At 65.5% G+C, this 21936-nt stretch carries 19 protein-coding genes and 1 pseudogene; 12 read left to right on the top strand and 8 right to left on the bottom strand.

Going from position 1 to position 21936, the window contains the following annotated elements:
- Positions 1-134 precede the first annotated feature (134 nt).
- Complete coding sequence (locus tag AC1DEL_RS02005) at positions 135-1649, top strand: CoA-acylating methylmalonate-semialdehyde dehydrogenase (protein ID WP_477159059.1); 1515 nt, start codon at positions 135-137, stop codon at positions 1647-1649.
- A 316-nt stretch (positions 1650-1965) separates the two neighbouring features.
- On the opposite strand, the gene AC1DEL_RS02000 is transcribed toward AC1DEL_RS02005, so the two are convergent.
- Positions 1966-2832, bottom strand: a complete 867-nt coding sequence (locus tag AC1DEL_RS02000; RefSeq protein ID WP_477159058.1) for a LysR substrate-binding domain-containing protein — start codon at positions 2830-2832, stop codon at positions 1966-1968.
- Positions 2833-2957: 125 nt separating this feature from the next.
- Between AC1DEL_RS02000 and AC1DEL_RS01995 the strand changes: the two genes are divergently transcribed.
- The 7 genes from AC1DEL_RS01995 (at position 2958) to AC1DEL_RS01965 (ending at position 11935) form a co-directional block, all read left to right on the top strand.
- Positions 2958-3545, top strand: coding sequence for a cysteine dioxygenase family protein (locus tag AC1DEL_RS01995; protein WP_477108780.1), 588 nt, complete (start codon positions 2958-2960; stop codon positions 3543-3545).
- Positions 3546-3658: 113 nt separating this feature from the next.
- On the top strand, positions 3659-5272 hold the full coding sequence (locus AC1DEL_RS01990) for a rhodanese-like domain-containing protein (RefSeq protein WP_477125035.1): 1614 nt from the start codon (positions 3659-3661) through the stop codon (positions 5270-5272).
- A gap of 70 nt (positions 5273-5342) precedes the next feature.
- The gene (locus AC1DEL_RS01985; RefSeq protein WP_441591332.1) at positions 5343-6344 is read left to right on the top strand and encodes a Bug family tripartite tricarboxylate transporter substrate binding protein; all 1002 of its coding nucleotides are present in this window, start codon (positions 5343-5345) and stop codon (positions 6342-6344) included.
- 80 nt (positions 6345-6424) lie between these two features.
- Positions 6425-7648 (top strand): cystathionine beta-lyase, encoded by a 1224-nt coding sequence (metC, locus tag AC1DEL_RS01980; RefSeq protein ID WP_092293601.1) that lies wholly within the window; start codon positions 6425-6427, stop codon positions 7646-7648.
- Positions 7632-8657 carry a M14 family metallopeptidase gene (locus AC1DEL_RS01975; RefSeq protein WP_441591330.1) on the top strand — a complete coding sequence of 342 codons (1026 nt, stop codon included), beginning with the start codon at positions 7632-7634 and terminating at the stop codon, positions 8655-8657. Before metC ends, AC1DEL_RS01975 begins: the two co-directional genes overlap by 17 nt.
- A 58-nt stretch (positions 8658-8715) precedes the next feature.
- A complete protein-coding gene (locus AC1DEL_RS01970) occupies positions 8716-9684 on the top strand; it encodes a Bug family tripartite tricarboxylate transporter substrate binding protein (RefSeq protein ID WP_441591329.1) in 969 nt (322 codons plus the stop codon).
- Positions 9685-9688: 4 nt separating this feature from the next.
- Positions 9689-11935, top strand: coding sequence for a molybdopterin-dependent oxidoreductase (locus AC1DEL_RS01965; RefSeq protein WP_477125036.1), 2247 nt, complete (start codon positions 9689-9691; stop codon positions 11933-11935).
- 67 nt (positions 11936-12002) lie between these two features.
- On the opposite strand, the pseudogene AC1DEL_RS01960 reads toward AC1DEL_RS01965, so the two are convergent.
- Together AC1DEL_RS01960 and AC1DEL_RS01955 are read right to left on the bottom strand one after the other, a co-directional pair.
- A pseudogene (locus AC1DEL_RS01960) lies at positions 12003-12215 on the bottom strand (cupin domain-containing protein); the annotation flags it as partial.
- Between the two features lie 132 nt (positions 12216-12347).
- Positions 12348-13331 carry a LacI family DNA-binding transcriptional regulator gene (locus AC1DEL_RS01955; RefSeq protein ID WP_454758048.1) on the bottom strand — a complete coding sequence of 328 codons (984 nt, stop codon included), beginning with the start codon at positions 13329-13331 and terminating at the stop codon, positions 12348-12350.
- Between the two features lie 184 nt (positions 13332-13515).
- On the opposite strand from AC1DEL_RS01955, the gene AC1DEL_RS01950 reads away from it, so the two are divergent.
- Positions 13516-14394 (top strand): isocitrate lyase/PEP mutase family protein, encoded by an 879-nt coding sequence (locus AC1DEL_RS01950; RefSeq protein WP_441591327.1) that lies wholly within the window; start codon positions 13516-13518, stop codon positions 14392-14394.
- A 26-nt stretch (positions 14395-14420) separates the two neighbouring features.
- Positions 14421-15395, top strand: a complete 975-nt coding sequence (locus AC1DEL_RS01945; RefSeq protein ID WP_255370772.1) for a Bug family tripartite tricarboxylate transporter substrate binding protein — start codon at positions 14421-14423, stop codon at positions 15393-15395.
- Positions 15396-15479: 84 nt separating this feature from the next.
- On the opposite strand, the gene AC1DEL_RS01940 is transcribed toward AC1DEL_RS01945, so the two are convergent.
- Positions 15480-15899, bottom strand: coding sequence for a hypothetical protein (locus tag AC1DEL_RS01940; protein ID WP_477125037.1), 420 nt, complete (start codon positions 15897-15899; stop codon positions 15480-15482).
- A gap of 166 nt (positions 15900-16065) precedes the next feature.
- On the opposite strand from AC1DEL_RS01940, the gene AC1DEL_RS01935 reads away from it, so the two are divergent.
- Positions 16066-16467 (top strand): hypothetical protein, encoded by a 402-nt coding sequence (locus AC1DEL_RS01935; protein ID WP_441591325.1) that lies wholly within the window; start codon positions 16066-16068, stop codon positions 16465-16467.
- A 150-nt stretch (positions 16468-16617) separates the two neighbouring features.
- Here AC1DEL_RS01935 and AC1DEL_RS01930 read toward each other — a convergent pair whose 3' ends face one another.
- Positions 16618-17742: a porin gene (locus AC1DEL_RS01930; RefSeq protein ID WP_092293615.1), complete on the bottom strand. Its 1125-nt coding sequence runs from the start codon at positions 17740-17742 to the stop codon at positions 16618-16620.
- Between the two features lie 208 nt (positions 17743-17950).
- On the opposite strand from AC1DEL_RS01930, the gene AC1DEL_RS01925 reads away from it, so the two are divergent.
- Complete coding sequence (locus AC1DEL_RS01925) at positions 17951-18586, top strand: MarR family winged helix-turn-helix transcriptional regulator (RefSeq protein ID WP_477125038.1); 636 nt, start codon at positions 17951-17953, stop codon at positions 18584-18586.
- Here AC1DEL_RS01925 and AC1DEL_RS01920 read toward each other — a convergent pair.
- Genes AC1DEL_RS01920 through AC1DEL_RS01910 form a run of 3 tightly spaced genes read right to left on the bottom strand, consistent with a single transcriptional unit; the run spans position 18572 to position 21923 of the window.
- Positions 18572-19513, bottom strand: a complete 942-nt coding sequence (locus tag AC1DEL_RS01920) for a hydroxymethylglutaryl-CoA lyase (protein ID WP_477113589.1) — start codon at positions 19511-19513, stop codon at positions 18572-18574. The genes AC1DEL_RS01925 and AC1DEL_RS01920 overlap by 15 nt on opposite strands.
- A 20-nt stretch (positions 19514-19533) precedes the next feature.
- On the bottom strand, positions 19534-21156 hold the full coding sequence (locus AC1DEL_RS01915; RefSeq protein WP_477125039.1) for an AMP-binding protein: 1623 nt from the start codon (positions 21154-21156) through the stop codon (positions 19534-19536).
- Positions 21153-21923: an enoyl-CoA hydratase/isomerase family protein gene (locus AC1DEL_RS01910; RefSeq protein ID WP_477125040.1), complete on the bottom strand. Its 771-nt coding sequence runs from the start codon at positions 21921-21923 to the stop codon at positions 21153-21155. Before AC1DEL_RS01910 ends, AC1DEL_RS01915 begins: the two co-directional genes overlap by 4 nt.
- Between the last annotated feature and the right edge of the window lie 13 nt (positions 21924-21936).

Genomic DNA, 21936 nt, shown 5'->3' with positions numbered 1-21936 from the left:
GGCAGTGGCTAAATTTCCTGAACAATATGTTCGGCGGTGGGTGACTACCCCGCGGGAGCGGCCATCCATACACTCCAGTCATCGATCACGCGGCGGGTATGTCGATCCCCGCCCGACACTGACAGGAGATGACCATGACTGCGCCCTATACCCACCCCGCCGAGGTGATTCACTTTGTTTCCGGCGAACCGTATCAAGGCAACGGCGAGCGGTCGCAGGCCGTGTTCAATCCTGCTACTGGCGCGGTCGCGCGCCAGGTTCGACTGGGCACGGCGCAGGACGTCGATGTAGCCGTCGCATCCGCCGCCGCAGCGTTTCCGAAGTGGGCCGATACCCCGCCGATTCGCCGGGCGCGCGTCATGTTCAAGTTCCTCGAACTGATGAACCGGCACAAGGACGAACTTGCCGCGATCATTACCGCCGAGCACGGCAAGGTGCTCAGCGATGCGGCCGGTGAAGTCAGCCGCGGCATCGACATCATCGAATTTGCATGCGGTGTTCCCCAACTGCTCAAGGGCGACTTCACCGACCAGGTCTCCACCGGCATGGACAACTGGACGCYGCGCCAGCCGCTGGGCGTTGTGGCAGGCATCACGCCGTTCAATTTCCCTTGCATGGTGCCGTGCTGGATGTTCCCGGTCGCCATCGCCACCGGCAACTGCTTCATCCTGAAGCCAAGCGAGCGCGATCCTTCGGCATCGCTCTTCATGGCCCGCCTGCTCAAGGAAGCCGGACTGCCCGATGGCGTTTTCAACGTCGTGCAAGGTGACAAGACGGTGGTCGACGCCCTGCTCCATCACCGGGAGGTCAAGGCCGTGAGCTTCGTCGGCTCGACGCCGATTGCGAACTACATCTACGAGACGGGCGCGCGGCTCGGCAAGCGGGTGCAGGCCCTGGGCGGTGCAAAGAACCACATGGTGGTCATGCCCGACGCCGATATCGACCAGGCCGTCGATGGACTGATCGGTGCCGCATACGGCTCGGCGGGCGAGCGCTGCATGGCCATCTCCGTGGCCGTGCTCGTCGGCGACGTGGCGGACAAGATCATGCCGAAGCTGGAAGCGCGCGCACGGGAACTCATCATCAAGAACGGCATGGAAGCTGACGCCGAGATGGGCCCCGTCGTGACCGGCCAGGCGCTCGAACGCATCGAGAACTACGTGGCGCTCGGCGTTCAGGAAGGCGCGAAGCTTGTTGTCGATGGCCGCAACTACAAGGTGCCCGGCCATGAGCAAGGGTTCTTTACCGGCGGAACGCTGTTCGACAACGTCACTCCCGAAATGCGTATCTACAAGGAAGAGATCTTCGGCCCCGTGCTGTCGTGTGTGCGCGTAGACGATTTCGCGCAAGCGGTAAAGCTGGTCAACGAGCACGAGTTCGGCAACGGCGTGGCCTGCTACACGCGGGATGGGCAAGTGGCGCGCGAATTCGCCCGTCGTATCGAAGTTGGCATGGTCGGCATCAACGTGCCGATCCCCGTGCCGATGGCGTGGCACGGCTTCGGCGGCTGGAAGCGCTCGCTGTTTGGCGACATGCACGCGTATGGCGAAGAAGGCGTCCGGTTCTACACCCGGCAGAAGAGCATCATGCAACGCTGGCCCAACGACACCGCGCGCGGCGCCGAGTTCGCCATGCCCACTGCAAACTGATGTCGTCTGCCTAAACGATCGCATCGTCCATGTCTATCCAGGCGGGACGATGCGCTCCCCATCGAAAAACCGGCACATTGGCCTGCGTCTACTTCCACTCCCCCTTCTCCTTTTCCTCCCCCTTCTCCGACCCCGCTCACGCGTGGCTGCTCGCGCAGGTGCGCGCCATGGTGCCTGGCGACTGATTGTTCGGCTGAAAGCAAAACGAAAGCCATCGACAGATAACGATAGGCAATCTTATTCGTTGGCATCCCGCGCACCCGCGCCTACGATGGCGCCTTCTTAAGTGTTGCACGGCTGAAATCGCGCGCTCCGGTCACGCGCTGACCAATCCGCGCTGCAGCGCTGTTTTAAGCATCGAGAAGACATGACGCGCGACGGGATTGACCGCATTGGGACGTGCCCAAAGGTAATAGGTGACATCGGGCAACCGCGGCAGGCCGTCGGCTTCGCCGAGGATGCGCATGTCCGCCGCCAGCAGGTCGATGCTGCGTGCGGTGATGCCCAGCCCGCCGCGCAGCGCCGCCTTGATGCCGATCAGGCTGGGCGCCAGATACGCAATGCGCCAGGGCACGCCGGCCTGCGTCAGCGCTTCGAGCGACAGCTTGCGAAACAGGCTCGGCTCGTCGGCCAGAATCAACGGCACCGCCGTACCACGCTCGTAGACGAAATCCGCCGAGCAGACCCAGATCGTCGGGGTGGTCCGCAGCACGATGCCGTCGAGCGTGTTGTCTTCGCGCGTGGAAACCGTCAGGTCGATCTCGCCGCGTCGCAGGGAATCCATCAGGAATGGGCTTCGCCCCACGTGGATCTCCAGCCGCAGGGCGGGAGAGGATCGCGCGATGTGCGACAGCAGCCCCGGCAGGATGGTGTCGGCCACGTCATGCGGCGCGCCGATGCGGAGGGAGCCAGTCAGGTCGCCCTCGCGCAACATGCGCAGGGCTTCGTCGTTGATCGTCAGCAACTGCCGCGCGTACTCCAGCAGCTTCTTGCCATGACGCGTCAGGTGCTTGCCACGCCCCTGGCGCTCGAACAGSGKCAGYCCGAKCTGCTCTTCCAGCCGCTGCATCTGCTGSGTSACSGCCGAYTGGGTGCGCTGCACGGTTTCGGCGGCAGCGCCAAAGGTCTCGTGATCGGCGATGGCCACCAGGGTGCGAAGCAAGTCCAGGTCAAGATTACGCATTCATTAGACCTGCTAATGGATTTTCGTTGCGCATTAAGTGGTTTTCAGGACAGGTGTTCATTACAGTGAAACTCGACACACCGTTCTACCCGTCAAAAACAACGATTGCAAGGATTGATCGCAACATGTCCATCGCACAACAGCGCCAGGCAGCCGTCGGAGACACCATTGAATCCATTAGGAAAATCGTAGACAGGGGCGGCGTGACTCGCGCCAGTCTGGCCGATGTCCTGACCCATGTGGAAGACCTGGCCGCGCACACCGAATTCTGGGCCGAGGCCGATTACCCGCCCCCGGAGCCCGGCGAGCGCCAGGCGCGCTACCTCATCGCCGAGGATCCGGACAAGACCTACGCGCTTTACCTGAACGTCATGCGCCCCGGCAAGCGCATTCCGCCGCACAACCACACCACGTGGGCCTGCGTGGCCGGCGTCAGCGGCGTGGAATTCAACGACGTCTACGCGCGCACGGACGATGGCAGCCAGCCAGGCGTGGGCACGCTCGAGCACTCGCGCACGGTAGAGGTGGGGCCGCGCCACGGCATCGCCCTGCTGCCGGATGACATTCACTCGGTCGAGATCCGCGGTGACGACGTCATCCGCCACCTGCATATGTACGGCCGCGCGCTGGAAACGCTGACCGACCGACTGACGTTCGACCTCGAGACCGGACGCTGCCAGATCATGAACATGGGCGTACAGACCCGCCGGTAACCACAGCCGCCTGAGGGGGGCCTGCGCCAGACAAGGCCGCCCCCCGACTCCTGACACAGCACGCCGAATTTTCCTCTCTGCGGAGAGGACGGCCCCCTATCGCCCGGAATTTCATGAGCCATCCACACCACACCGCTATCGACGCCGCCACCCTGAAAGGCTGGCTGCACGATGCCGACGAAATCGCGCTGTTCGACGTGCGAGAGCACGGCCAATACGGCGAAGGCCATCCGTTCTACGCCGTGCCGCTGCCATTCAGCCGCCTGGAACTCGATGTCGGGCGACTGGCGCCGCGCACTGACGCGCGCATCGTGCTGGCCGACAATGGCGACGGCGTGGCGCAAGCCGCCGCCAGTGCGCTGGCGCGGCTCGGCTACACGGCGCTGTTCGTGCTCGACGGCGGCATGCCGGCATGGCAGGCCGCCGGCTACACCCTCTTCGCCGGGGTCAACCTGCCTTCGAAGACGTTCGGCGAACTGGCCGAGCATCACTACGGCACGCCGCGCGTCTCGGCGGCCGAGCTTGCCGCGATGCAGGCCGGCCCGAACGCCCCGGTTGTGCTCGATGGCCGCCCGATCAGCGAATTCCGCAAGATGAACATCCCGGGCGCCATCTGCTGCCCCAATGGCGAGCTGGCCTATCGCCTGCGCGATCTGGTGCCCGATCCCGCCACGCCGATCGTCATCAATTGCGCGGGACGCACGCGCAGCATCATCGGCGCACAGTCGCTGATCAACGTCGGTGTCAGCAACCCGGTCTACGCGCTCGAAAACGGCACGCAGGGCTGGTATCTGAACGACTTCACGCTCGAACACGGCGGCACGGCCCGGTATCCGGACAACGCCACCCCGCGCGACCTCGACGCCGCGCGCCATGCCGCACAGTCGCTGGCCGCGCGCTTCAACGTGCCGCACATCGCTGCGGCGCAGGCCATCGGCTGGCTGGCGGACCGGTCGCGCACCACCTACCTGTGCGACGTGCGCACAGCCGAGGAATTCGCTGCGCAGACCCTGCCCGGCGCGCAGCACACGCCGGGCGGCCAGCTGATGCAGGCCACCGACCAGTACGTCGGCGTACGCCGGGCGCGGTTGGTGCTGTTCGATGCGGAAGGCGTCCGTGCGACGGTGGTGGCGAGCTGGCTGCGCCAGATGGGCCACGACGCCGTGGTCCTCGATGGCGGCCTGCAGGCCGGGCTGGCGGCCGGCGTCAAGGCCGCGCAAGGGCCCACGCATGGAGCGATCTCGCCGGAGGCCGTCAGCGTTGCAGCACTGGCCGCCGGTCTCGTGGACCGGTCGATGCTGGCCATCGATCTGCGCGGCAGCATGAGCTTCCGCGCCGGCCATATCGCCGGGAGCCAGTGGACCACGCGCGCGCGGCTCGCGCATGACCTGCATGGCGTGCCGCACGACACCACACTGGTGCTCGTCGGTGATGCCGATGGCGACGATCCGGCTGACATCGCCGTGCGCGACCTCCATGCGCTCGGCTATCCCGATGTGCGGCGCCTGCAAGGCGGCCTGCACGCATGGCGCGCCGCTGGCCTGCCGACCCATCAGGGCGCCGACACGCTGCCCGATGCGTGCTGCATCGACTACCTGTTCTTCGTCCACGACCGCCACGACGGCAACAAGGCCGCCGCGCGCCAGTACCTGGCGTGGGAAACCGGCCTGATCGCGCAGCTGGACGCGCAGGAACTGGCCACATTCCACTTCCCGCCCATCGCCTGATTTCATCTCACCCCTGCACCGCCGCCCTAAACCTGCCATATAAGAACGAGGTCGCCCCATGTCACGCCCGATGTCATCCCGTCTTTCGCAGTACCTGGTTGCAGCACTCGCCGTCACCGCCGCTGTCACGACGAGCCTTGCGTCGGCACAGCAGCCGCTGGCCCCGGTGAATGGCTTCCCGACGCAGCCGCTGCGCATCGTGTCGCCCTTCCCTGCCGGCGGTGGCAACGACGCCGTTTCGCGCGTGGTGGCCACGCGCCTGTCGCAGGTGCTGGGCCAGAGCGCCGTCATCGACAACCGTGGCGGCGCGGGGGGCAACATCGGCACGCGCTATGCGGCGGAATCGAAGGCGGACGGCTATACGGTGCTGACCTCGCAAGTGTCGATCATGGCGGTGAACCCGACGCTCTATCGCTCGCCCGGCTTCGACCCCGTCAAGCAGTTCATCCCGGTCACGCAGATCAACGCGGCACCGCTGGCTATCGTGGTATCGGCCAACGCCCCGTGGAAGACCTTCGAGGAGCTGGCCACCCAGGCCAAGGCGCAGCCACAGAAGATCACTTACGCCACGCCCGGCAACGGCACGCTGTCGCATCTGGTGGGCGTGGTGCTGGACAAGGACAGCAACGTGTCGCTGCAGCATGTGCCGTACAAGGGCGCGGGGCCGGCCATCAACGACCTGCTTGGCGGACAGGTGGATGTGCTGATCACGTCGACCTCCTCGGTGGCGGGCTTCATCCAGACCGGCCGCATGCGGGCATTGGCCGTCACCAGCCCGCGCCGTCTCGGGGTATTCACCAAGGTGCCGACGCTTGAAGACCTGGGCTATCGCAATGCACGATTCGAGGACTGGTACGGCTTCTTCGTGCCGGCCGGCACGTCGCCGGAACGCGTGGCGCTGCTGAATCGCGCCATCGTGCAGGTGCTGCAGATGCCGGACGTGGTGAAGACAATCAACGAAGGCGGCAGCGACGTGGTGGGCAACACGCCGGAGGCCTTCGCGGCGCAGTTGAAGCTGGACATCTCGCGCTGGTCGCAGATCGTCAAGCTCTCCGGCGCGCACGTCGACTGACCCCCGATCCGGCATTAGCACAACAGGGCACGGTCCTTGCGGCGTCCCGTACAACCATGAGCCATCCCCCCAGGCCAACCATGACACCATCGCTTCCTACCCGCCTTGCCCATGCCGGACGCACATATGCCGTGCAAGGCGGCCAGCCCGTGAACCCGCCGGTGGTGCGCGCCAGCACCGTCCTGTTCGATTCCGTGGCGCAGCAACGCGAAATGCGTGCGCGCCGCGATACCGAGCGGCTGTTCACCTACGGCGCGCGCGGCAATCCGACCAACTTCGCGCTGGAAGACATGGTGACCATGCTCGAGGGCGGCTATCGCACGCGGCTGTTTCCCTCGGGGCTGGCCGCTGCCGCGATGACCATCCTAGCCTACGTGCGGCCGGGACAACATGTGTTGCTGCCCGATTGCGTCTACGAGCCCGTGCGCAACCTGGCCAACGGCTTCCTCCGCCAGCACGGCATCGCCACTGATTTCTATGCGGCGGATGGGTCCGATCTCGACGCGAAGCTGCGGCCCGAAACGCGACTGGTCTATGTGGAAGCGCCCGGCTCGCTGGTCTATGAGATGTGCGACCTGCCGGCACTGGCCGCCCGTGCCCACGCCCATGGGGCGCTGGTTGCGGCGGACAACACCTGGGGTTCTGGCCTGCTGTACCGGCCGCTGGAACTCGGCGCCGATATCTCGCTGATGGCGGCCACCAAATATCTCGGCGGCCATTCCGACGTGATGATGGGCACCGTCTGCACCACCGAGGCGGCGTGGCCGGAACTGGCGACGATGGCCGATGCGTTCGGCATCACGGTGAGCCCGGACGACGCGTATCTGGTGCAACGCGGCATCCGCACGCTCGGCGCCCGTCTGGCACAGCATCAGCAGAGTGCCCTCGCAGTGGCCCACTGGCTGCTCGATCGCCCCGAAGTGGCCGACGTCTTCTGCCCTGCCCTGCCGCACGATCCCAACCATGCCCTCTGGCAACGCGACTGCCACGGCACCAACGGCCTGCTGTCGTTCACGTTGCGCTCGCAGGCACCGGTGGCGCCGGAGCGGTTTGTCGACAGTCTCAAGCTGTTCGGCATCGGCGCCTCGTGGGGCGGCTTCGAGAGCCTGGCCGTGCTGGCCGACATGCGCCGCGCGCGCAGCGTCACGGACTGGGCCGCCCATGGCACCGTGATCCGCCTGCACATCGGCCTGGAAGGCGTGCCCGACCTGCTGGCCGACCTCGACCAGGCCTTCGCCGCGATTGCCGATATAGCCGATCTACCCCTCACACATCAGGAGTCTTCCCATGCCCATCATCGGTGACTGGCTGCGCCAGCAATCCGGCCCGGCCCGCACCAGCGGGCAACTTCCCGTTGGCTCGATGGCCTCGGGGATGTCCGTCACGCTGCCCTATGTCGCGGTGCGCGGCGCACAACCGGGCCGCACGCTATGGCTGCACGGCCAGGTGCATGGCGACGAAATCAATGGCATGGTGGCCGCGCTGCGCTTCGCGCGCAGCCTCGATCCCGCCACCCTGCGCGGCAATGTCGTGGTGACGCCCACGGGCAATCCGCAAGCGCTGGACGCGCGCCGCAAGCGCAATCCCTACGACGAACTCGATCTCGACCAGACATATCCGGGTAACGCCGGTGGACTCGTCTCGGAACGTCTCGCCCATGCCCTGATGAGCGAAATCCGTGGCGTGGCGGACGTGCTGATCAACCTCCATACGATGAACCCGCTGTTCGACGCGCGGCCCTACACGGTCTACAAGGTGCATCCGGACAGCCGCGTCACCGAGGCCGATGTACTGGCCGCAATGGCGCCGTTTCATCCGCATGTTGCCTGCCAGCAGGACGTCGGCGGCAAGGGCGAACTTCCCGGCAATATCGCTGGCGCGCTCGACTATCAGTGCCTGGCCGCGGGCGTCTGCGCGTTCATGCTCGAACTGGGCAGCGGCAGCCGCTTCGAGGCCGACAACATCGCAGTGGCGGAAACCGGCTTCCACACACTGGCCGTGCAGATGGGCATCCTCGATGCCACGCCGGACAGACCGGCCAAGCCGGCTGCCACCAGCCTGCGACGCGTCAAGCGGCGCGGCTGGATCACGGCCGACGAAGGGGGCCTGTTCCTCCCGGCGGCGCGCGCGGGCGATCTGGTGCCGGAAGGCGCATCGATTGGCGACACGCTGAAGCTCGACGCGTCGCTCACACCCGTGAAGCCGCTATCACGCGATGGCGTGCTGATCGGCCTGCGTAGCGATCCCGTCGTCCATACCGGCGAGCGCCTGGCGTTCGTGGCCTGGGAATGGGACACGGTGTCGATTTCCTGACTTGCAGCGTCCCGCCATGCGGCGAAGTGAAGTTTTACTGGTTGACCGGAGTTTGATCATGTTTGCACGCGCGTTGCGCCTTCTCGTTCCCTTCCTTGCCGTCACCGCGCCGCTCGCCGCCCATGCGGCCTGGCCCGATGCATCGAAGCCAATCCGCGTAGTGGTGGGCTTCCCGCCGGGCGGCGGCGCCGATGCGCTCGCGCGCGCCATTGCGCCCGCGCTGTCGGAGCACCTCAAAGCCAATGTCATCATCGACAACCGTCCCGGCGCGGGCGGACTGATCGCCACGGATCTGGTCGCGAAGTCCGCGCCGGACGGCTATACGCTGTACGTCGCCACGCCGGGCTCGTTCACGATCTGGCCGAACCTGCGCAAGCTGAACTACGACCCGCAGAAGGACTTCGCACCGATCAGCGTGCTGGTCACGATGCCCAATGTGCTGGTCACAGGCGCCGATGCGCCCTACAAGGACGTACACGGCATGCTCGCGGCCCTGCGCAGCGCCAATGGCAAGTTCTCGTACGCGTCGGGTGGCAACGGCACCATCGGCCAGATCGCGGCCGAGCAGTTCAAGATGCTGACGGGGCTGCAGATGCAGCATGTGCCGTACAAGGGCACCACGCCCGCGCTGACCGATGTGATGGGTGGCATCGTGCCGATCACGTTCTCGGATCCCTCGGCAAAGCCGCTGATCGCCTCGGGAAAGCTGCGTGCGCTGGCCGTGACCACCGCCACGCGCTCGCCGCAGTTCCCCGGCGTGCCGACCGTCGCGGAATCGGGCGTTCCCGGTTATGACGTCACCAACTGGTACGGGCTGGTGGCGCCCGCCGGCACGCCGGCCGAGGTCATCGCGCAGTTGAACAAGGCACTCGTGAAAGTGATGGCCGATCCGGACATCCGACAGCGTCTGGCGGTTTCCGGCATGGACGCCACGTCGGACACGCCGCAGCAGTTCGCCAAGCTGCTGAATACGGAGCGCGCCAAATGGGGCGACCTGATCCGCAAGGCTGGCATCCAGGGCGATTGAGACCGTGACGATTCGCCGCTACCCGCAACTGGCGCATTGGGGCGCCTTCACGGCAGTCGTGGAAGACGGCCGGTTGATCCGCTGCGAGCCATTCGCGGCGGATCCCAACCCCTCGCCGTTGCTCGAATCGATCGCGCCGATGGTCTACTCGCCCACCCGCATTCGCACGCCGATGGTGCGGCGCGGCTGGCTCGACAAGCGCGAGGCTGCCGATGGCCACGCACGCGGACGCGATGATTTCGTCGAAGTGTCGTGGGATGTGGCGCTCGATCTCGTCGCCAGCGAGATTACGCGGGTCCGCGACGCCCATGGTCCGTCCGGCGTGTTCGGTGGATCGTACGGCTGGTCGTCGGCAGGCCGGCTGCACCATGCGCGTTCACTGATCCGCCGGTTTCATTTCAGCGGCGGCGGCTGTGTCGATCAGGTCGGCAACTACAGCTGGGGCACGGCGCAGTTCCTGTTACCGCATGTGATTGGCACTGACCGCCCGCTGACCGGCCGCGTGACCGCATGGCCCAGCCTGATCGCGAACACCGAGATCTTCATCGCCTTTGGCGGGCTGGCGCTCAAGAATGGCCAGGTCTCATCCGGCGGCGCGGCCGAGCACACGCAGGAAGGCTGGCTGCGCAAGCTGGCTGCCAGTGGCGCCACGGTCATCAACATCAGCCCCACCCGCGACGACTGCCCCGACTTTCTTGGCGCCGAATGGATTCCGATTCGCCCGAACACCGATGTTGCGCTGATGCTCGCGCTGGCCTACGAGTTGCGCCGCGCCGATGCGCACGACACGGCGTTCCTGCAGACGCACTGCAGCGGCTGGGCTGAACTCGAAGGCTATCTGCTCGGACACAGCGACGGCTCGCCAAAGACACCGGCCTGGGCCGCTGCCATCACTGGCATTCGCGCGGAGCGCATCGAACAACTGGCGACGCAGCTCGCGGGCAAGCGTAGCTACATCACCTGCAGCTTTGCCGTGCAACGCCAGCACCGCGGCGAGCAGCCGTACTGGATGGCCATTGCGCTGGCGGCCATGCTCGGCCAGATCGGCCTGCCCGGCGGCGGCTTCGGCTTCGGCCATGGGTCCATGAACGGCGTCGGCAATCCGCGCGTGGCCACACCGGGGCCGGAGATGCCGGTCGGGCGCAACCCGGCCCAGCTGGACATTCCCTGCGCGCGGCTCTCGGACATGCTGCTCCATCCGGGCACCCCCTATCGCTTCCGCGGCGAAACCCGCCACTACCCCGACGTGAAGCTGATTCACTGGGCCGGCGGCAATCCGTTTCATCATCACCAGCAGCTGTCGCGGCTGCGTGAGGCGTGGGCGCGGCCACAGACCGTCATCGTCCAGGACATCTGCTGGACTGCCACGGCGCGCCATGCGGACATCGTGCTGCCCGTCACCACGGCGCTCGAGCGCAACGACATTGGCGGATCGTCGCGCGATCGATACGTGCTGGCGATGCATCAGGCCATTGCGCCGCTGCATCAGGCGCGCAGCGATCTCGACATCTTTACCGATCTGTCGGACCGGCTGGGGTACCGCGAAGCCTTCACCGAGAACCGCGACGAGAACGGTTGGCTCGCCGCCATCTACGCGCGATGCCGGGACGCCCAAGCGCAGGCCGGCATCGATCTCCCGGAATTCGAGCAATTCTGGCGCACCGGCCACGTCGCGCTGCCGCCGCCGACGGAGGACTTCGTGCTGTTCGACGATTTCCGTCACGACCCCGCCGCGCATCCCTTGCGCACGCCGAGCGGCCGCATCGAACTCGCCAGCCCGACCCTCGGGACCCTGTCGGACGATTGCGGCACGCATCCGAACTGGCAACCGCCCGTGGAATGGCTTGGCGCCCCGGCGGCCGACACGTATCCGCTGCATCTCGTTTCCGTCCAGCCCGCCGATCGGCTGCACAGCCAGCTCGATCCTGCGCCGCTGGCGCAAGCCGGGAAGATTGCGGGGGCGGAGCGGATTACGCTCCATCCCGGGGATGCGGCGGCGCGCGGATTGCATCCCGGCATGCGGGTGCGCGTGCACAACGCGCGGGGCGCGCTTTCCGCCGGACTGGCGATCAGCGACGGCGTCACGCGCGGCGTGGCCGTGATGGCCACCGGCGCCTGGTACGACCCCGATCCGGATGGCGTGGACCGCGCCGGCGCCGCAAATACCCTCACGCTGGACATCGGCACATCAGACCTGACGCAGGGACCCAATGCCATGAGCTGCCTGGTGGAGGTGTCGCGGGATAGCTGAAGCGGCGGCGCCTCGTCAGTCCTGGATACTTCGTTGCCGTCGGCATTCCAGGCCCCCAGTTGTCGTTGACCGTCAATTCCTTGTCGGCCGAGTCGACGACGAACACAGCCAGCAGCTTCGCGGGCTTTGTCTTGCTTGCATTGCGGCTTACCGGATGACGTGAACCCGGCGTCTCGAAGAAGCTCTCCCCCGCCTTGTACACACGTTCCGGCTCGTCATTCACCTTGCTCGCAATGCTGCCCGAGACGACATATGCATAGATGAACGACGACTTGGCGTGGCGCAAGGCCGGTCGCCGCACAGGCGCGTTCGGTCGAGACGGCCTGGACGAGCCCTTGATCGTGGCGGCGCTGGACGCGCTGACCAGGGTGTGGGGCTAGCATCGGCGCACTGTTGCGGGATGCATTTCGCATCATGTGCTGCCGCGCGGCACGACCTCGAAGCCCAGGTCTTCCGTCATCGGTTGCGCGCGCTCGTCCTCCTGCCGGGACACGATCAGCTCCGCGCTACGGACGCCGATGCGATAACGAGGAAAACGCACCGTTGTGATGGGCGGCACCATATGTTGCATGAGGTCGTTGTCGTCCGACCCCGCGATGGCAATATCCCCCGGCACGCGCAAACCTCGGCGCGTGCACTCGAGGATGGCGCCGGCCGCAAGCACGTCACCGGCCAGGAACAGGGCCTGTACCGAGGTGTCCCGGCGCATAAGTTCCGCTAGTGCATGGCTGCCGTTTTCCAGGCCCTCGCCCACTTCCAGCACCATCGCCGGATCGACCTCGATGCCCGCCGCGCGCAGTCCGTCGAAAAAGCCGTCGCGCCGCTCGCGCAAGCGCTCGTTATCGCTGATGGGAAGACTGGCAAATCCAAACCTGCGATATCCCCGCGATAGCAGATGGTTCGCCATGGCCCGCCCCGCTTCCCGATTCGAGTAACTGACGGCCATATCGATCGGCTGCGTCGTCAGGTTGCCGGTTTCCACGCAGGGCACGCCGGCATCCTGGAGCAGGTGGCGGGCCGCTTCCGTATGCGTGGTGTTGTGCAGGATGAGGCCACATGGCCGCTGGGACAGGTAGGCCGAGATCAACGCTTCCTCGCGCTCCAGCGAATACCCGCTGTCCGAAATCATCAGGTGCAGGCCGTGGCGCTGCAGGACATCGGAGATGCCCTGGATCGTTTCCGCATACAGCGCGTTCCTGAGGCTGGGAACGATCAACCCGACCAGGCTGGTGCGCCGCGAAGCCAGGCTGCCGGCCACGCGATTGGGTACATAACGCACCGCGCGGATGACGGACTGCACCTGCTCGAGGGTCTCGGGCTTCACGAGGTGCGGCGCGCTGAGGACACGCGAGACGGTCATCGGCGAGACGCCGGCCAGGCGTGCCACCTCCTTCATGGAGAGTTGCCCCGTCGGCTGGGGCTGCGTTGGGTCAACTGGGGCAGACATTGAGATAGTGGACGTTAGACCGCTTGCGGCTTTCGCAGTGTAGCAGCAAGGTTTATCGGGAAATCACTTATATGGTAGCGCTACCAACTCTTCCTATGATAGCGCTACCATTCCCTATACACCGGAGCTTTCCATGAGTCGCAACCAGCGCTTCCGAGCCTTGTTCCAGGCCGGCGACCCCTTTGTCTGCATGGGTGCCTACGACGCGGTTACCGCGAAACTGGCCGAAGCGGCCGGCGCCAAGGCGTTGTTTGTCAGCGGCTTCGTCGCGTGTGGCGTCGAGGCTGGCGAACCGGATATGGGGGCGCTGTCCCAGCGCGACATGTTCGAGCACATCCGCCGTGTTTGCCGTGCCACCACCCTCCCCGTCTTTGCCGACGCCGACACCGGTTATGGCGGCATGCTCGATGTGCAGCGCACCATCCGGCTCTGGGAGGAGGCCGGCGCCTCTTGCCTGCACCTGGAAGACCAGTCGCTCCCGAAGAAATGTGGCCACTTCGCGGGCAAACAGCTCATCAGCCGTCACGAGATGGTGCAGAAGCTGCGCGCCATGGTCGATGCACGGCAGGATCCCGATTTCTTCATCGTCGGGCGGACCGACGCCATCGCGGTCAATGGCCTGGATGACGCCATCGCGCGCCTGATCGCCTATGCGGAGGCCGGGGCAGACGGACTCTATGCCGATGCGGTCGAAAGCACGGAGCAGATGCGGGAGATCAGCCGCCAGCTCAAGCCGCTTGGCAAGCCGCTGTTGTTCAACATGGTCACGTCGGGCAAGAGCCCTCGTCTCACGCTGAAACAGATTGGGGAACTCGGCTTCGGGTTCGCACTGTGTCCCGTCGAGCCGCTGCTGGCGATGCACAAGGCCGTGAAGGACATGATGGAAACGTTCCTGCGCAGCGGCGGCGACGTGAGCGCCATCGCCCACATGCTCACGCCATTCGAGGAATACAACGATTTTGTTGGCTTGCACGAGGCAATCGCGCAAGAAGCTCGCTACACCGAGGGCTAAAGCCCCATCGACCGAGGAGACAATGTATGAAGAATGCCCTGATGCCAGCCGTGCTCGCGGGCGCGATGCTCGTCAACTTTGCTCCCGGCGTTGCGGCCCAGGAGTGGCAACCCACGAAGCCCATCCGGATGGTGATTCCGTCCACCCCCGGCGGTGGCACAGACTTTATCGGACGCACCCTCAGCGCCAGGCTATCCGAAGTCCCTGGGTGGCGGGTGGTGCCCGAAAACCGCCCGGGCGCGGCCGGCACCCTTGGGTTGGCCGAGGCCGCGCGCGCGCAGCCGGACGGATATGAGCTGGTCATTGGCCAGACCGCCAACGTCGCGCTGGCGCCCTGGTTGATGAAGCTGACGTTCGACCCGGTAAAAGACCTGACGCCGATCGCCTTTGCCGTGGAAGCGCCGATGGTGCTGCTCGTCAACGCTTCGTCGCCGTACAAGACCTGGGCCGAGCTTGCGGCTGCCGCGAAAGCAAGCGGCAAGCCAGTTTCCTTCGCGACATCCGGCACCGGCAGCGTAGCGCACGTGGCCGGGGTGATGTTGCAGAACACGGCGGGCATCAAGCTTCAGCACGTGCCGTACAAGGGCTCGTCACCCGCCATTGCCGACCTGATGGGCGGGCATGTCGACCTCGCGGGAACGTCGGTGGCATCGGCCATCAGCCTTGTCCAGTCCGGCAAGGTGCGCGCGCTCGCCGTGACATCGCAGAAACGCAGCCAGGTCCTGCCAAACGTGCCGGCGCTGGCCGAACTCGGCTACCCGAATTTCCATCAGGTCGAGTGGTACGGCGTGTTCGCGCCACCAAACCTGCCGCCGGCGATTGCGGAACGCCTCAACAAGGAGATCAACAGGGTGCTGCAGGACCCGGACGTGCGCAACACCATTGTGGTCCAGGGCCAGGAACCGCGAACGGAAACCCGCGCGGCATTCGGCGCGTTGGTGCGGAACGACAGTACGAAAGCGAAGGAGATCGTCTCGCAAGCCGGCATCAAACTCGAATGAACACGGCACTGCCGTGGCCGCGCCCAGGCTTGGATCCGTTCATCGTGATGAACGGCGCAGGTAACACTACGAGCGGCCGTCCGGTCAATCCCTGCAGTAGCCTTCGCCCTGGCGAACCGTCAGACAGTTCTTCTTCCCGGCGAGCCATTTCATGCCAGTCCCGGCGCCGTTGGTGGCGCGAATGATCTCTTTGGTCCCGTCGCGCTCGAATTCGATCGCGCCGTCGGCATACCGGCCCTCGAACTGGCGCGGGCCATCGAGGTTCTGCACGGTGACGTCGTACTTGCCATGGCCGCCGGCAAGCTCGAGTAACGTGCCTTCGGGGCCGGTCCACTTGCCGAGCCATTCATCGGTGCGCGGTGCGCTGGCCGTAGCTGGCGTGTCTGCCGTCTTCTGTGAAGACGCGTTGCGGTCCGAGCATCCTGCCACGGACACGATGGCGATCAGCAATGCGGCGAGGGATAGATGGGTTGTCTTCATCAGTCGATTGACGTGGGAATGCATGCGCGAATTCTCGCACGGCTGAAAACGAGATGATGCGCGTCTACCACTTGCGGGCGAGCCATCTGACACTGTATATTTATACAGTAGTCACGACACCCCGGAAAACTGGCCGCCCAAGCCCAGCCCGAGCGTCGTCTCCGCTTTCCCCCCACATCGAAAGGCAATCATGTTCGTGGACCGCACCGAAATCATCAACGCCGCCAAGACACTGCGCGCCAGCCAGGAAGAATCCAGGTACAGCAAGCTCGTCGCGCTCGCGAACAAGCAGCTCAAGGCTATGCAGGCAGCGATCCAGAAGGGCAAGGAAGAATTCGAGACCACTCTGGTACTCGATATCAACGAAGACAATCCGCAGGCAGTGGTGGAACCACGCGCGCAACGGCTGGCCGACGACCTCCGGGCACAGGGCTACACCGCAATGGTTACCACGTTTGCGGACGCCAGCACCGACCGCAAGGACTGGATGCCCAATATCACGATCGTCATCGGCCTGGGCGACATGGGCGCCGAAGCCGATAACGCGATCGCCGAAAGCACGGTGACCGAGGAAACCGAAGCAATGTCCTGACAGTTGCCGGGCGATGCAGGATGCCTGTTCCCTGCTGCTTCGATCCCAGTTCTTACGCCTGCATGCCTCCTGCTCTTCTCGGCTTGACGGGATAAAAAACGGCGCCAATCGATGGCGCCGTGAGTACTGCATGGTTCTGCGATTATCGGATCAGAACCGATGACGCATGCCGAGAAACACCCCAACGCTGTCGTCATGTCCGCCGTACGGGCCGTTCATGCTCGCGCTGACCTTGTTGTAGGTCGCCGCGAGGTAGGTGTCGGTCCGTTTGGAGAAGAAGTAGTCGCCAACGAGGAATGCGGACAGCTTGTGGCCGCTCCCTCCCGCCGCGTTGACGTTGTTGGCGGCATCGTAGATTGCGGCCGCCTTCACGACCACGGCTTGCGTGACCTGGTACGTGGTGCCGAACTGGAACACGTGGTCCGTTCTTGCGGCCGTGCCAGTGCCGATGTTGGTGATACCCGGGTTGGCGTAGAACTGCGCATTGGTGCCGTAGGTCGGCGCGAAGTCCTGGCTGGCGGATGGGGCGAACGCTGCATCCCGCCGCGTGTAAAGGTAGTAGCTGTGGAGCGTAACGGGACCCATCACGTATGACGCGCCAACGCCGGCGTTGGTCTGCTTGTTCCTGGCGGGATCTCGCGCCTGCTGGCCCACCAGACCCAGACCGAGCGGCCCGCGGGTATAGCCCACGCCCGCCGCATAGGTCGAACCCGCCGATGCACCGCCTGCAAGTTCGCCAGCCGAGTAGGCCGCCTCCACCTTCAGCGGTCCCACGACCTGCTGATATTTGAGCGAGTTGTCGAGCCGCGAGCCTTCCAGCAACTGCACCCAGACATCACTCGCGCCGGTATTGCCCCAGCCAATGGTGTCGAACGGGAGCAGGATATCGAACGGCACGCTGTACTGGCGGCCGAGCGTGATCTGCCCGTAGTCTGCATTGAGCCCGACCCAGGCCTGACGGCCGAACAACCGCCCGCCCTGCAGCGACACCCCGGCGTCCGGGCTAAACCCCGACTCCAGCCTGAAGACCGCAGAAGTACCGCCCCCAAGGTCCTCGCTGCCCAGAATCCCCCAACGCGATCCGTTGAAGAAGCCCGGCACGACGCCCACAGCGCCGCCACTGCCCGTGGCGCGCCCCGCCGCGTTCGTCGCAGCCACCTGATGCGATTGATAGGCAATCGCCGTATCGATCAGTCCGTATAGCGTGACCGATGTCTGAGCATGCGCGGCGCCCGCAACCGTCAGCATGATGCCAAATGTGGAAATCTTCTTCATGACGTCAGCCCACCCGTCGTGCTGGCCTTTGTCATGGCTCCCTTGCCGTCCATTCCGTCTCCTCCTCTTGTTTTACCGCCCTTGAATTGGTTTCCAATGTAAATTACATGATGGACATCGTCAACTATATGGGCGTGGCAATCTGTCGCTTGCCGTGGACAATGCAGTTAGAATCGTTGACAGATTCAACTAACGGGAGCCTTCGCCAATGAGCGCAACGAAACGCAACGCCGGTGCCGCGCCGCGGATCATTACCGACCTGCTTTCCTCACGTCTGCACAACCTGGCAGGCCTCTCCGCCGCGAGCGCATCGTTGCGCGTGCAGCGCAAGTTCGGGCTGACACTGCTGGAATGGCGATCGATTGGCATGCTCGGCGCGCACGCACCGCTTTCCTTGAAGGAGCTCGCACGACGCGCCGCATTGGACAAGAGCTATGCCAGCCGCACCGTATCGGGTCTAATCGAGCGCGGACTGATCGTCAGCGAGCGTAGCGATACCGATGCCCGCGCGGTGCTGCTGAGCCTGACCAAGGCCGGCGATGCGCTCTACCGAAAGGTGATCGTTGACGCCAACGCGCGTAACGAGCGGCTGCTGAGTCCGCTCAGCGCCGAGCAGCGCAAACAGTTGATGGAAATGCTGTCGATGCTCACCACCAGCGCGCGCGACGTGCTGGATGAAGAGCGGCGGGCCGCTGCGGGAGAGGCCATCGACGAAGCGGAGACCCCGGCGCCGGCGGCTGACGCCGCCACGGAACAGGGTGGCGGCGCCGACCTCGATCTCGCCGAAATCCGCTCGCTGGTATCGCGCCTCAACCGGCTCGTGGGTGGCTCAGGCGGCGTGTAATACGGCGCGTAGCGGGTTCAGGCCGCTACGCAACACCCGGCTGTGCAACGGTCGACCGAGCACGGCTTCGCATTGCTTCGCAACCGCCAGCATGCCGTCCAGATCGATGCCGGTTCGGACGCCCATCGCGTCAAGCAGCGCCACCCAGTCCTCGGTGCACACGTTTCCGGTATGTCCGCCCCCGTACTGTACCTTGGCGGGATGACCGCCCACGCCGCCCATCGCGCAATCGAAGTGAGTCACCCCGGCTTCCAGCGCGGCAACATAGTTGACCAGGCCAGTGCCACGTGTGTCATGGAAATGCGCAATCGGGGTAACGTCCGGGAAGGCCTTCCGCATGGCGCGGAACAACGCACGCACGGTTAGGGGCGTCGCCATGCCGGTCGTGTCGCCGAGCGTCACGAACCTGACACCGGCATCGCGAAACCGCCCCACATCGCGCAGGACTTCCTGCGGATCGACATGGCCCTCGAACGGGCAGCCGAACGCGACCGAGATCGTGCCGATCATGCGGAAGCGCCCGCGCGCCGCATCTGCCATCGCGCGAATGTTCAACCACTGATCGTCCCGGCTGCGCTTGAGGTTGCGCTCCGAGTGCGACGACGAGGCCGACACCAGCAGGCTCACCTCGGTGGCCCCGAAACCGGCCTCCAGGTCCGCGAGCGCGCGTTGCACCGCGTGGCCGTTAGCGCATGTCGCCTTGTACATCACGCCTTCTCGGCGTGGCAGCGTACGCAGTAGCTCGGTAGCATCCGCAAACTGCGGCACGACCTTCGGATTCGAGTACGAGGTGGCCTCCACGCGGGGAAAGCCGATGGCCGCAAATCGATCGACGAGGGCCACCTTGGTTTCGGTGGACACAAAATCGGGCTCATGCTGCAACCCATCGCGGGCAAAGCACTCACAGAGGACGACTTCGGCAGTCATGGATGTCTCCGGCGCGGGATTCATGGGTTCGACGGGTGAAACAACGCGATGGCGTGCTCGCGCAGCTTGTTCTTCTGCACCTTGCCGCTGGCGGTCATGCCGATGCGCTCGAAGTCCGTCACGATGGCGGCGTAGCGCGGGGTACGGAAATTTGCCATGCGCGGCCTGGCCCATGCCAGCAACGTCTCGGCATCCAGCGTCGCGCCGGCCTTGAGCGTGACGAACGCGGCCGGCACTTCGCCCAGCCTCGCGTCGGGCACCCCCACCACCTGGGCTGAAGCCACGGCGGGATGGGACAGCAGGGCCTGTTCCACTTCGGCAGGCGCCACGTTCTCACCGCCGACACGGAACACGTCCTTGAGCCGGCCGACCAGCCGCAGGCGTCCATCGGTGCGCAACGCCCCAAGATCACCGGTGCGCAGCCAGCCGTCCGCGGTGAATACCTTGGCGTTCGCCTCGGGCTGGTTGTAGTAGCCCCGCATGACGCCCCAGCCCTTGACCTGGATCTCGCCCACCTCGTCGACGCCACAGACGACGCCCGACGCCTCATCGATGATCCGCACCGCCACGCCTTCATGCGGGAGCGCGAACCCACCCACGCGAAGCGCTGCATCGTCGCGCCAGTCATTGATCACGACGTTGGGCGACGCCTCCGACAGCCCATACGCCCAGCAAATCGTCTCGATGCCCATCTCGTCGATGATGCGCTGCATCGTGTCGGCGCCTGCCGCGGCCCATCCACCGCGCAGATGCAAACGCGAGCGGTCGAACGACGGGTGGGAGATCAGCATCTGGAACAACGTCTCATTGCCCGAGATGAACGTGCAGCGCTCCCGCTCCATCATCGCCAGCGCGGCGCCGGCATCGAACGTCGGCAGGGTGGCGATGCTCGCGCCCGCGCACAGCGCGCAAAGGAGCGACAGCGTGGAGCCGGCCACATGAAAGAACGGCCGACAGTTGAAATAGCAATCCGATGCTTCGATGCCAAGCCGCTGCCCGACAGCCGAGGCGTTGCGCAGCATATTGTCGTGCGTGAGCATCACGCCCTTCGGGTACGCCGTGGTGCCCGACGTGAACTGGATCAGCAGCAGGTCATCCGGCGTCACGGCGCGCATGGCATCCGCGAGCGCTTCATCGCTCAGGGCATCGCCGGCGGCGAGAAATGCCTCCCAGCCGATCCCAGCGTGCGGCACATCGTTGCCGACCACCACCACGTCGCCGAGCAGTGGCAGCGCCTGCCCCGGCAGTTCATGGTCGACAGCGGGTTCCACCTCGCGGAGGAAACCCATGAAATCGATCTTCAGGAAGCGGTCCGCCAGGATCAGCAGCCGCACATCGGACTGGCGCAGGCAGTACTCGATTTCCGCAGCCTTGAAGCGGGTGTTGACCGGCACGGTCACGGCACCGATCAGCGCTGCGCCGTAGAAGCTCGCCACCCAATTCACATCGTTACCGCACAGCAGGCCGACGAATTCTCCGCGCTTCACGCCGCGCGCCAGCAGCGCCTTGGCAACGCGGCGCGATTGCCCTTCGAGGTCGCGCCACGTGGCGGCCCCGTCAGGCGTGACCAACGCGCGCCGCGCCCCACCCAAGCTGGCCTGCTGCGCCAACACTGCTGCCAATGTGCGAGGTTCCCACGTCATGCTCTACCTCCAAATCCACCAATTCCCGCCCGCCAGTCGGAGCGGGCCAGGTTCTCTTCGATTGCCAGAAGTTCTTCCGCCAGCGCACCGCGCGGGCCCAGCTCGATGCCGCGATCGATGCAGCGTTTGGCCAGGCGCATGCCCAGCGGCGGTGCCTTGGCGATGCTTGCCGCCATGGCGGCCACTTCGGCGTCCAGGCTCTCAGGCGCGACAACGCGCGTGACGAGGCCGACGTCCTGCGCTTCCGCCGCCGTCAGTCGTCGTCCGGTGAACATCATGTCCTTGGCCAGCCGCTTGCCGACGATGCGCGCCAGTCGCTGGGTTGCACCCACGGTGCCCCACTGCGCCTCAGGCGTCCAGAAGGTAGCGTCGGGCGTGGCCACAGCCAGGTCGCAGGCGGCAGCAATCTCCACGCCAGAACCGGCCGCCGAGCCGGCTACCACCGCGATCGCTGGCATCGGCAGGCGTTCCAACGCGTCGTAGGCAAAGAATCCACGCATGCGGCGGGCCAGCACCTGCGCTTCATCCATCGTCTTGCGCTCCTTGAGGTCGGCGCCGGCGCAGAACGCCGGACCGGCAGCGCGCACCAGCACCACGCGCACGTCCGGATCGGCGGCAGCCGCCGTGGCGGCAGCCTGCAACCCCTCGCACATGGCCAGGTTCAGCGCATTGCGGCTATCCGGCCGGTTCAGCGTGATGGTGGCAACGCCGCCTTCCACCGCGTAGAGCACGGCGGGGGCTGTGCCCGTTTCGTTCGATTCAGTCATGGTTATCTCGATA

The organism is Cupriavidus sp. 10L43_2, from assembly GCF_056395265.1.
This window is presented reverse-complemented; position numbering and strand designations above follow the sequence as displayed.